3 protein-coding genes are annotated in these 13112 nt (G+C 49.3%); 1 reads left to right on the top strand and 2 read right to left on the bottom strand.

Features of this window, described 5'->3' with window-relative positions; translation table 11 throughout:
• Nucleotides 1-4833: 4833 nt before the first annotated feature.
• Nucleotides 4834-5982, top strand: coding sequence for a lactaldehyde reductase (gene fucO, locus MXE41_RS00530; protein ID WP_246978247.1), 1149 nt, complete (start codon nt 4834-4836; stop codon nt 5980-5982).
• A gap of 3054 nt (nt 5983-9036) precedes the next feature.
• On the opposite strand, the gene MXE41_RS00525 is transcribed toward fucO, so the two are convergent.
• Both MXE41_RS00525 and MXE41_RS00520 read right to left on the bottom strand, forming a co-directional pair.
• On the bottom strand, nt 9037-10530 hold the full coding sequence (locus tag MXE41_RS00525; RefSeq protein ID WP_247098989.1) for an aldehyde dehydrogenase family protein: 1494 nt from the start codon (nt 10528-10530) through the stop codon (nt 9037-9039).
• A gap of 1556 nt (nt 10531-12086) precedes the next feature.
• Entirely contained in the window at nt 12087-12896 is an 810-nt protein-coding gene (locus MXE41_RS00520; protein ID WP_247098988.1) for a hypothetical protein, read from the bottom strand.
• Nucleotides 12897-13112 lie beyond the last annotated feature (216 nt).

The following is a 13112-nucleotide window of genomic DNA, read 5'->3' as shown; positions in this document are numbered from 1 at the left end:
TTTGATGCCGGCTTTTCTCACCCCTGGACAAGAAGAGGGGCTGTGCCTGCGCCGAAACGTCTATGACACCATGCCTCTGCATCTTTGCCAGGAACAACGATCAGGGCCTCCAGTGGTCGCGGCAGTCCCTGAACAGTACTGACCGGTATCAATTCCCCCGGTCAATACTAAATCTGAAGCATCTGGCCCCGGTGTTATCTATCGAGGCCAGTACAACACAATGAAACATTTGGTTGCCTGCTTTCCCTGGGATGCAGGTATATCAGCCGCTGCGTACAGGCAATGAGCTCTGATGATATTCATTAACGGCTTAGAGCCAGGTGCAGAGTAAAGCTCTTATCGACTGATGCTGTCAGGCGGTCAGACCTGTGCACCGGCGGATAAAGGCTCGACTTTGCAGCACAGCAACATGCCTCTCTGGCATTGTGTCTTTGGCACAGATACACAGAAAGCTGTTCACAGCATGGACACTGCTCGGGCCTTAATCATGTTCAGGGCATGAAAACATACTCATAACAGAGCCGGTCAGAGCCGCGATATGCTGAGTGTGCTCATGTCAGCAGCAAATTTAGTAAATCCTTATGTTTGTCTTAACAGTCCTTATGTCGGATTAACAGAATGTATGCCTGTTTTAATACTGCCGGAAGCATGCACTAAGCAAAGCATGCCCCGGCAAGACTGTTCTGGACAGCGGGTCAGAACTGTCCATGGACAGATTGCTCAGCTGGACTGAGCACTCAGGCCCCCATTCACAAAGACAGAAACGCTTTACAAACTATCCCATGGAGCGAACTCCTTAAGCGTTCCTGACGGACAAGTTGATGTGGTCAGGATCAAAGCATGGTTGTGTCCGTGTGCCTTATGGCACTCCTGTGTACGGGTGCAGAGAAAGTGTAATTGATAAGCCATGATTTTACGGGGCAATCTGATACGCTTTTTCATATCTTTAAATAAATTTGGATCCCAGATCACAAGCACATCAAAAACTGGCAGAAAGTTGATCTGGCACACAGATTTTTCTCAAAGCCCGTTACTATCAGCCTTCAGACAATATAAAGCACCAAAATACACCACCATAAATGCAGCAAAAAGTGCATTTGAGCAAAAATTATCAGGATCCTAGTAATAAACCATATCCCATATATAAGGCTTTCTGACCATCACTGGTCACCAAGTGTTGCTCCGATATTAGACAGCCAAAATGCCATGTATCAAACGCAGCCCTGCCAGACGTTACCTCCCAGTAATCTGCAATGATGTTGTGCATCACCTTGCAGCAGACACAGTGCAATGCGCCCAAGCTGAGCCGCCATCAAGAGGAAGCGGTAAACGGCATAGCAGATGACCAGACACATTACATGAAGCCAGCCATCTCCATGGCTGCATGTCCTCACCGCGCTGCTCATCACCGCACATGGATGAAGCACCCCCTTAGCGTCACGCCTTTTACCGGAAGCAGGGACCTTTTCTTTATGTAGCTGTCACCGCCGGATGAAACTGCATTGTCCGCCCTGCCACGTCTGCCCGGCCATATCTGCCCTGCCGTATCCGCCCTGTCATATCTGCCCTGCAGTGTCCGAACTGCCGTGTCCGCCCTGTCATATCTGCCCTGCCGTGTCCGAACTGCAGTGTCCGCCCTGTCATATCCGCCCAGCTGTGTCCGAACTGCCGTGTTTGCTCTGCTATGTCCGAACTGCTGGGGCATCCATGCCACGTCTGCCCAGCTGTGCCCTGCCTGCTGTGTCGGCCATGCTGACTGAGGCTGTCAGATCCTTATAGACCGATGCATAAGCAAGGTTATCTAAGACCAGCATGCTTTTCTGCTACAGCACCCCATCACAGCCTCTTTTCCACTTCAGCCCCAATCTCTGTCTTATCGAGGTAAAGCAATTATTCTCTCTGTGGCTATCTAAGCACATGTACTGGTAACCATCCATGTGACAGCACCTGTATCAATCGTGTCTCTATACCTTCGGTACACAGGTGTACGTATCCCTGAGCAGGCATGTGCCATTTTCTATATGCTCCGGAAGACTGCCAGCATCGACTCTGTCAGCCCTGACACTGCCGTACCTGATAAACGTACAACGATAGCCAGGCCAGCCTTGCAAATAGCTGGCAGCTACTACGCTGTAAGGTTTAACCCACTCCAGCAAAAGGTTACTGGCTGATAAAGACCTGGCTGGAGAAAAGAGCTGTAATGCTTCTTCAGCAGCCTTCTCAGAACTTTCAGGTATAAGGAGACGCCAGGGATGATGCTGCCGTGCAGGCTGAGGACAGTAGGGTTGCCTGTGCAATCTGGCACCAAATCCCTAAAGGGGGTGCCCTTAATGATTAATGAGTGTCCCTCACTGGTGTCAGCTGGTTACTTGAAGTACCACTTTAAACGGAGCGCAAAGCTAAATCTCATGTGCCTCCCACCTGAAAGGTGGGGCTCAGGGCAGATTACATATGGCATCTACCTGCAGCTTCCCATGCTGGTTATGGCATATGGCTGACGCAGTAGTGCTCAATTCAGTTTTCCGCTCTTACGGCATGGTGCACTCACTCTTTTATAGAGCATATGTCTCGATGCTGTAATCAGTATCTCTTAGGGCTGAACCATTGCTCTATATTCAATAAGCAGGATTGTCTGGTGTTGAGGATGAATTTGATGTTTGAGATCCAGTAAGTCTGCTGGATGTTGATGAATTACTGCCACTCCTGCAAATGAGAATGGGTTTTAGGATGCCTTAAGAGCAAAGTGCACATCAGGTCGGCTCTCTTGCCTGCCTACTTGCCTGCTTACTTGCCTGCCTGCTCGACTGCCTCCTTCCTGCTTACTTGCTTGCTTACTTGCTGAGTATTGCTGATGGCATCTGGCGGGCGTATTTCTTGGCTGCCTGCTGCATGGAGCTGCAAATGGTCAGCTTACGGCTGTGATAATGAGAGCGACAGTGAAAAGCGACAGCGAGGAGCAGCAAGGCAAGGAGCCAGAGATCTGATGGAGTACGGCTGTTGAGGGTGGCGTCCAGCGGGATAAGCAGTGCTGTGCGCTGTTGGAGGGACTGGGGTTGTAAAGGGTGTTTTTGGGACTGCGCTTAACTTACAAAGATCATTAAAATGCATGTAAGGACACTACAGTGCATTTTTGAAGTGAATGCAAAAAACGCCTTTATCAGCTGCTTTTTCCTGAGGCAGCGTAGCGTTTGCCGGCTGCAGTGTTACTGGAAGAGTCATGGGGTGCGCAGCAAATGGCAGGATGTTATGTATGAAAGATCTCGTGCCCTTCTGGTGATGGCATGTAAACAATCGTTATTTTTATGAGCTTTACGCACGATTGAGGAGTTTTATGCTGTGCTCGTGCATATTTATGCGGCTTAATGATGTGGCAGCTATGGGCAGCTGCCGGAGCTCTTGCAGACGTGGGCTGTCTGATTATCAGTGTTTGCTGTTTGTGGCTTTTTGTATGGCTCAGGTAAATGATGCAGCATGAGTTTAATATAGTGTAGTTTTTCTACAGACACGACAAAACAGACAAATAAGGGATAATGGTATTTTCAGTCCGGGAGTACACTCACTACTATAAACTTGTAAATATGAGCGTATATAAGGGATATTGCGGCGATGGTTGTGCCGCCATTACAGTACTTTTGGTCAAGTGACAGTATGTCTTATATTTTGAGCCCTGCAGGCGTATTTTTGTGCGTAAAACAAGAAGCAGCTCACAGTGAAAAAAGCCTCGTAAGGCGCATACCTACGGGCTTTTTGAAGCCTTTTGTTGATAATTTCCAGATGCAAAAATCAGGTGATAAAACGTATCTACAGGCAAAATCAAATCCACATCTCGTTTTTCCGTGACCGGGTACCAATATAAATGCATCGTTGACATTTCTCCCCATGGATCCCAGTTATAAGCACTTTTTAAATCAGATTAATCAATTGCAGGAAAGCGCATTCCCACGTGGAACCATCAAAATAATTTACCAATGCGCGATCCTTTTTTACCATTTTTACCAGGTGCGATCCGAAAAAATTAAGCCACACCGAAGCAGGGACGGCCTCACAGGCCAGCAAGCCCGGCAAAGGTGAAATGAAAATTGATTGTTCTTAAGGCAGTTTGTCTAAAGTGCATGCAAAGCCGGCTGAATTCTTTGTGAATCTCCCGACGGTCATCCAGAGGGCCACCGCACCGGTGGCGACGGCACCGAAAGGAACAGAGACCACAGGCTCATATCAACAGAGCGGGTCCTTAAACACAGAATAACCAGAGCAAACGCACAACCGAAAGACAGGTGATTTTAGTTGCCGCAACGGTAGTGCAGGCAAGGACGATGAAAGACCAGCCCGGAAACGCTGTTTCCGACCTGACAGCAGGGTAAAGGCTCCTCCCCTGTCAAAGCACAGATAAAACACTGTGACACAGGCTGTAAAGAATTCAGTTGAAGCATGCAGTAAGGAAAGACTGCCTGCCTGATTAAGGCACGACACGCCCGGGCAGGAACATCAGTAAAAGCCGGTCACTGTAAGGACCGGGATTACCTCAAAAGCATTACCGATTTCAAAAGCTCTTTGATCAGACACTGTCAGTCTGGTCGCCAACCGCCCGGTCACGGACGGCTAAACAAAATCTGGAGTTTGATACCTGCGGTGCGTGGGTTGTGAACTTGCAGGCTATCAAGTATCAGAGAGTACTTCCATTTACCACCGGACAGACATGGTGACTGCTCAACGGCATCCAGGGCGCTTTGCAAACTTCCGCCTCAGATGACAAAACAGTTACCGCCGAGCAAACGGCAGCAGGTCTGCTCAGAGCGCAGTGGATCTCTCAACGACATAAAGTAGGATTGATTTATGGCTAATCGTATTATTCTCAACGCTGTTTCTTATCACGGTAAAGGCGCTATCCAGCACATTGTTCCTGAGGTTAAGCAGCACGGCTACAAGAAAGCCTTCATCTGTACTGACCCAGGCCTGGTAGAGCACAAGGTTATCAACAAGATCACCGACCTGATGGATGAGGCAGAGTTAGCATATGAGATTTACTCCAACGTACAGCCAAACCCAACTGTTGAGAACGTACAGAGCGGTGTTGAGGCATTCAAGGCCTCTGGTGCTGACTACATCATCGCTGTAGGTGGTGGCTCATCAATGGATACTGCCAAGGGTATCGGTATCATCATCGCCAACCCTGAGTTTGCTGATGTAGTATCCCTCGAAGGTATGGCCCCAACCAAGAACCCAACTGTACCTCTCTACACCGTTCCTACCACCGCCGGTACCGGTTCTGAAGTTACCGCCTACTACGTAATTACCGACACTGCCCGTGGCCGTAAGTTCGTATGCGTTGACGCCAACGCTATGTCCTGCGTAGCAATTATTGACCCTGATATGATGATGTCCATGCCTAAGGGCCTGACCGCCGCTACCGGTATGGATGCCTTAACCCACGCTATCGAAGGTCTCATCACCAAGGCTGCATGGGATATGTCCGACATGCTCCACATCAAGGCCATCGAGCTCATTTCCAAGCACTTACGCGGTGCTGTAAACAACACTGAGGAAGGCCGTGAGGGTATGGCTCTTGCTCAGTACCTGGCAGGTATGGGCTTCTCCAACGTAGGTCTGGGTCTGGTACACGGTATGGCTCACCCATTAGGTGCTACCTACAACACTCCACACGGTGTTGCCAACGCCATCATCCTCCCTACCGTAATGAAGTACAACGCTGACTACTCCGGTGAGAAGTATCGTGAAATCGCCCGTGCCTTTGGTGTAGCCGATGTTGATAAGATGCACCAGGAACAGTACCGTCAGGCTGCTATCGACTGCGTAGTACAGCTCTCAAAGGATGTAGGTATCCCTCAGAGCCTGCACGGCATCGCCAAGGAAGAGGACCTCGACCTCCTGGCTGAGAGCGCATTTGCCGACGTATGTACCTCCGGCAACCCACGTGAAACCTCTGTATACGAGATTCGTGAGCTCTACAAGTCCTTACTGTAGTCTCTAATCTGACAACTCAACCATAAGAAAGAGGCAGGCTGCAGCATCCTCCATCCAGCCAAAGCAGCCTGCCTTGCTAACAGACTCACCGCATCTAAAGCTGCCGGGACCGCCCTGCAGCTTTTTTCACTTCAAAAGCCATAAAACCGGATCTGCGCATCCCGCCCAGATCGGCATATCCTGGCCCAGCCGGGCACAGCAGGTAAAGCCCAGGAACATACCGGCATATACCTGCATCCAGGCACAGCAAGGCTAAGCAAGGCCCTGCCCCGGAACCTTTCCCTGCCAGGCGCAGATACAGAGCTCAGGCCGGCCAGTACCTGTGCATCTCAAGCTGCTGCATTAGCCGCCAGCGGTAATGCTATGCCCCAGTCTGTGGCCTGCCTGCCTGACGGCGATGCTATAAGATAATCACCAATGTCCTTCCCTGGCTCTAACCAAATGACCTGCCCAAATGACCTTATAAGCAAATCTGGCAACATAACATAATGGATCCGGCACAATGAAGCTGCATCCCAAAACTCAAAGCATGTCATTGCTCCAGTCTCCGCACAGAATCATTACTTTCAACGTAGCTGCTAATATTGCCCCGACCTGCCCCATCCATGGCACATCCCTGCCCCATCCTTGACCCTTCCACTGATCCAGCACTTACTCTTTCCATGGGCACAATTGGCTACTTGGGGTGCAGTGAGTAAGAGGCTCTAATGACACGTTTGCAGCTGACGCCCCAACCAGCACATGTGGTTTACAATAGACCATGATCATCCATGGCAACTGGCACCCAAATCAGGATACTGCATTGTTTTAGAATGTATCTTTATACAATCTAAAATGTATAGTTAAGCCATAAATTCCCATGACAGCGCTGTAAAGTATGGTATCGAATTATCCGCGTTAACCATTCATAATTGCTTGAAAAACGGTAAAATCATGCCTGAAACACAGCATTTTCATTGAAAAACACCCCATATCAACATCATTACCACCAATTAGGCAGATCCTGCCATGTAATAAGATACGTACATATCCCTAATTACTCCTTACATTTAAAGCTGCATTATTGTGCTTTCTAAAACGGTTACTATTACAGGTAAAGACAAAGTAGGGCCAAGAGAATCTTTTTGATGACATTTGCCATATGTAGTCAATTTGACGACCATCATCTTTTCCTGGATATGGTATTACCTTTCTGCTGGCTGCCACATCATCACCGTGCACATAACTGTCCTTTACCCTCCACCTAACCTAACTTCACCCCATCCAATCCAATCCCATTCCATTCCACTCCACCTCACTTCACCTCATCCAATCGAATCCAATCCCATTCCTCTTCACTACACTCCATTACTTTCCACTCTCCACGCAACGGCCTGCTCCCTGCCATCCCCGGCCCTGACAGGCAGTGCTTGTACTGCACCGTGCCTGCTGAAAAGGAGCCACACATCAGTAAGTACAGGAGCATGGATAGCCGGGCCAATGCAATGATGTAAGGATTCGATGACAGACAGCCATGTAGCTGACTGGTCCCACAGCCGCTATGAAACCTTCAACAGCTGTGAGGGCACTTACTGAGTGAAAAGGCCTTAAATTCAAAGGCCATCGGATTAAATCAGCCTGCACAAGCTCTATTACTGTAACTCGATCTCACATATTTCCACCGAAGAGCAATATGAGTACGTCATGACCATGGCTGTGACTCAAAGAGCCCATGGCTAAGCCTCAAGCCTCTCCCCTAATCAGAGAGACACCAATGCAGTTGAAAGCAATGGGGGTATGCAATAGCTGCTGCAGAGGGCAGAAAGGGAAAGGGAAAGGACGGCTGGTAATAGTCGCTATCTTGAGGCCAGCCACTCACATAATTTCAGTGGTTAGTCTCAAGGACCTGATGGGCGCAGTCAATGATGTACGGGCAGCAGATGGCATAGTCAGCTGCAGTACACCTCACAGCTGTACAGCACAGCTCTTTTCCTGCTCATTGCCAGTTTTGCACTTATGCTCTCGATGTGCATAAAGTGCACAACTAAGGGATTTGCCAGTCATAATGTCCTCTGCTGACGGCACCTTTGCCCTTACATGACTAATGCTGATCTTTCCCACAGGACAAGGCCGATCAAGACATTGCTGAAGGTCAATCTCAGCCATCAAGCTGATTATCAGCAGTTCGGTATGCAATGGGCCGTGGGCAGGGCCGTTGGCAGAGCCATGTTCATAACCATGTGATGCCGGGGAATAAGGGTGTCAGTGGTTACTGCCAAAGGGAGGGGGCACAGTTCTTAATTTGCCAGCACTTTAGTAAGCTCAACGGCTGAGCTCATTGACAATGATCAGCTATCTGAAAGGTACGGTGCCCGGTTGAGAATCACAAATTGTGAGCAGCAGCTGGCCTGACAGGCAAAGTACAGGGCGGATAAGGAACCGCGCTGTTTGGGTACGCTGTCCCTGGAAACATAAGGCAGGTTATATCGGGCAGGATAAGTGTGATAGGAGACAGATTTGGCTCTTTGACACAAATGATGGCGAGACAGGACGGGCAGCCGGTCAGCAAGGCAGCCGGGCTGGCAGGCATGAACGATTGAAACGCCAAATAGAGATTTCAGGCTCGAGAAGGGCTTAGCTCTGTGTATTGGTGAGTCGTGAGCTGAGACCACTTTCATACCTTGATGACGTAGACAGTGAAATAAGCTGGCACAGCTGGTGGAACGGCATTAGAGGCAGGATACAGGGAAAGCAGCCATTGAAAGGACAATCTGATGTTCACAGTTTTTGCGTGAACTGGTGACTCATAAATCGAAAAAGCCGTACAGTCTGGTGACGGTACGGCTTTGAGCCAGATAATTGAGGAAAAAGGGGGACTGCTCATCAAGCCGGGATACCTGCACAGATACCCCTGGTATCACACGGCCTTTTGAGCAGCCGCGCCCTGAAAATGCATCCGTTTATGCGGCCCATGTCAGGTTTTGCATTCCTGTATTTAAAGCTCCCCTGCGCTGGACAGAGCGGCAGCGGATCCATGGGCAGCATGCTGATAACAGATGCTTGAGGTGCCTGTTACTATGGGGCTGGATAGAAGCCAGTTGGCTCGGTAGACAGGTTGATGAGGATGTTCTTGCACTGGGTGTAGTGGTTGAGAACCATCTTGTCAGTCTCACGACCGATACCTGACTCCTTGTAGCCACCGAATGGGGAACCTTCTGGAATCTGATTGTAGGTGTTAACCCACATACGGCCGGTCTGTACAGAGCGGGCTACGCGGATAGCACGGTTGATATCAGTGGAGAATACAGCGCCACCCAGACCATAGATGGAGTCGTTAGCCATGGCAATAACTTCTTCCTCGGTCTCGAAAGGAATTACTACAGCAACTGGGCCGAAGATTTCTTCCTGAGCTACGCGGCACTTGTTGCAGCCCTTGAGGAGGGTAGGACGTAAGAAGCAACCGTTAGCCAGCTCGCCTTCGGTGATACGCTCACCACCGGTCAGAACTTCAACCTTGTCCTCTTCCTTACCGATGCGGACATACTCGAGAATGTCCTTGAGCTGCTTCTCATCGATCTGGGCGCCCATCATGGTGCACTCCTTCCATGGGAGGCCTACCTTTACAGACTCAAAGCGCTTGATGAGTTCTGGTACAAACTTGTCCCAGATGCTCTTCTGTACGAAGATACGGGAACCGGCACAGCATACCTGGCCCTGGTTGAACAGAATACCGAGGGTAGCGCCGTCGAGGGCCTGCTCCATACGGCAGTCGTCAAAGATGATGTTGGCGCTCTTGCCGCCCAGCTCGAGGGTAGCTGGAATCAGGCGCTCAGCAGCTGCGATGGCAACGTCACGGCCGATTTCGGTAGATCCGGTGAAGGCCAGCTTGGCAAAGCCCTTGTGACGTAACATGAAGTCACCAGACTTGGAGCCACGGCCAGTTACTACGTTGAATACACCAGCTGGGATTACATCCTGTACGAGCTCAGCGAGGCGCAGTACAGACAGGGAAGTGGTGGAGGATGGCTTGAATACGGTACAGTCACCGGCGGCGAGAACTGGAGCGAGCTTCCAGGCGGCCATCAGGAATGGGAAGTTCCAAGGAACGATCTGGCCTACAACACCGATTGGCTCACGGAGGGTTACAGAAAGGAATGCGTTGTCGAGGATATTGGACTCGCCTGACTCAGCAAGGATAACGCCTGCAAAATATCTGAAGTGTCTGGCAGCGTAAGGGATATCAATGGCCAGGGTCTCACGGATTGGCTTACCGTTATCGAGAGTTTCGATTAAGGCAAGCTCCTTGGCATTGGCATCGATGATGTCAGCAACCTTGTTTAAAACATCAGCACGCTCACGGGCAGAGCTCTTGGACCAGGTCTCAAAAGCCTTGGCGGCGGCAGCTACTGCTGCATCGACGTCTTCCTTGGATGCATCGGCAAACTTGGCCAGTAAAGAACCATCAGCTGGGCAGCGGCTCTCTAAAGTGGCACCGTCAGAGGCTGGAACCCACTGACCACCGATGAAAAGCTTGTAACACTCCTGGAACTTGACATCTTCCTTGTTCATTATCATGCACCTCATATTTGCATTGAACTAACTAAACTGTGTGCTCAGTGTATTGAAAATATGCTGCGTCAGATTATTAGTTGATACGGTTTTGCATCAGACTTGAGCGTATTGAGATATGGATCCCATGCTCGTCAAAAAGATAAAAATCTATGAAGCAGCGCACAGTTTTTTTGCTATTACCAGAGAAATCACGTCCGTGGCCCCGAAAAAGTGTCGATTTTTGTCTGAAAATCACCTTTTGAAAAACATTATCGACTTAAGATTTCCCTCCATGACGTCCACTCGATGATAAAAGGCAGTCTGTTAATTTCCCTGTAAGCCTTGTATATATGCCATGCACAGCAATCTTGTATACAAGCAGCCACATAAATGATGGCCAAAATACAAGCACCAAAAGTACCATTTCTTAACTCAAAACTGCCCGCATTTTTTCAGACCATATCTTGACAAACTGACAACTTACCAGGACTTTTTGTCCAACAATAACCCCACAAATAGTCCTGCAACAGCCCGTACCATAAAAAGCCATACATCAAAACTGTTACCATTATGAAAAAACAGCACCCATGCCTGCCAAATTCATGCCTTAAGCACGATATTTAACCTGTTTATTAAATCCTGAATCCGGTGCATACTCCCGAATCTCCCCAGCCAGAACTCCTGCCTCGTACCGCCATTCCAGCTCCTCAAATGATACTTTTTGAAGCCTTTTTGCCAGCAAACCGGTACTTTCAGTATCAGCATTATATGGTTGAAAAGCCAGCAAGAGCATTGCCTGGACAGGCGGGCAGTGTTGCATCAAGTCCCATCAGCTCACTGCCCCGCTATAACAGCTCCAAAAGTACCGTTCACCGCGACGTCACCATGTATACAAGTCGAAGCAATCTCAAAGACTTGCAATGAAAGCTGATAAAACAGCCTTCACAACCCCTTAAATTTCAGCCATCACAGCTCCAGATCTACGTCAGCAGCCTAAAAACGACATCACAGCGCAACGCAAACAGAGAATTTCTGCCTTAATCCATGCAACAGGAACCTGGTAATAGGCATCATGCATACAGATCAAGGGCTGATCCCCTCACCAGGACAACAACATAAATGCAGCTGCTTATTTTTAGCCATCAACATCATGCATGCATGCATGCAACAAGCTCACAAGCCTGCATCAAAGAGAAGTACAGTTCCCCAAGTAAAGCATTAGCCTGCCTGCCAGGAGCAGGATGATCGACAACGCACACCCATAGTAATGACCATGGCAATGACCATGTCCCTGCCCAGAGCTCTCTGCAAGCTATACCCCCAACATCACTCTCCGCAGGCCGCTCACATGAATCAGGTCCAGATCACCAGGCTGTAACAAACTAAAATACTTTGTAAAGTACTGTCTAAACCACTGCATCTTTTTCATATACTGCAATGACAAAGGCAGCCCTGAGGCTGCCCTTTGTCATATTGTTAAGCAAACAAGTAGAGATTGGTTCGTGTTCTCATAAGATTAGGAGAAAGACCTAAGACCGGGCACGATCAATATCGGGATATGTAAGGTCACCCGATCAGTACATGGCGTCACGCAGAGAAACACAGCGCTCTATGCAAAGTCGTGCAAGAATCTTGAAGTCCTCTACTATCTGCTCATAGATATACTCGCGCAGCGGCAGTGCTCTGTCTTCATCTGACAGATTGCGCAGGAGGTCCATGCGGTCCATACGTCGATCAAGCTCCAGTGACGGCATCTGCTGATAATCTTCACGTGGCTGTTCCTCAAACTCGTCAAGCAGCCATGTAGTTGAAAGATTGACCGGCAGTGTTTCAGCCCAGTTGACAGGCAGTGAATCGAGGTTAACCTCTGCATTGCGATTCTGCAGATAGGAGATATAAAGGATCACATCCAGTGCATGGTAGCCAAAGGCCGTTGTTTTGGCACCATCTGAGCGGCCCTCATGGGCAAGGCCATAGTAGTCAAAGAAGAACGCAATTACCCTGTCTATATCTTCGAGCAGCTGACCGTGCAGACAGTCGTACGGAGATACTGTTGCCTCACTGCCAAAGCAGCTTGCATAGTCCTGATAGCGGTCATCAAGCTCCATATCAACCAGGTCCTCATCACCACAGCACTCCATATCGTCACAACCACAGGCATCAGCATAATGGGACGCTGAAGCCCCGTCAGCCCAAGCATCAGCACCGAGCGAGCTGATTCTACTGTGCTGAGAACCTGCCAGCACGAAATTGAGCAGTTCCAGGCCAAGGCGTCTCATATCAGCATCACTGTAAGGCATGGTCATGCCCTGCATAACTGAACGCAGGTCCTTGAGGGCAGCCTCACTGTTTGCACCTGATTTAACTGTCTTACTGTCACTCATAACAACAAACTCCTCTGGACAACTGCATTCAGTCTAAAACAACATACCTGGCGCTTACACAGTCTCTCTCCCGGAGTAATCATCTAAGCTCAACGTCATGCCCATGATGCAGGCTACGCTCAACCAGTAGCCTGGACCTGCTATCGGACCAGCAAATGCTCTCATAAAGTAGCAAAGACACAGCCCCGACCATGTTTACCACGGTCGGGGCTGTAT

Origin of the sequence: Anaerobiospirillum sp. NML120449, from assembly GCF_023051105.1 — a bacterium.
Classification (GTDB): Bacteria; Pseudomonadota; Gammaproteobacteria; order Enterobacterales; family Succinivibrionaceae; genus Anaerobiospirillum.
Note: the sequence above shows the minus strand (reverse complement) of the source record. Positions and strands in the feature narration are given on the sequence as shown.

Excerpts from the sequence above, each read along its gene's own strand:
- fucO (WP_246978247.1), top strand. The coding sequence starts at position 4,834 with ATGGCTAATCGTATTATTCTCAACGCTGTTTCTTATCACGGTAAAGGC.
- MXE41_RS00525 (WP_247098989.1), bottom strand. The coding sequence starts at position 10,530 with ATGAACAAGGAAGATGTCAAGTTCCAGGAGTGTTACAAGCTTTTCATC.
- MXE41_RS00520 (WP_247098988.1), bottom strand. The coding sequence starts at position 12,896 with ATGAGTGACAGTAAGACAGTTAAATCAGGTGCAAACAGTGAGGCTGCC.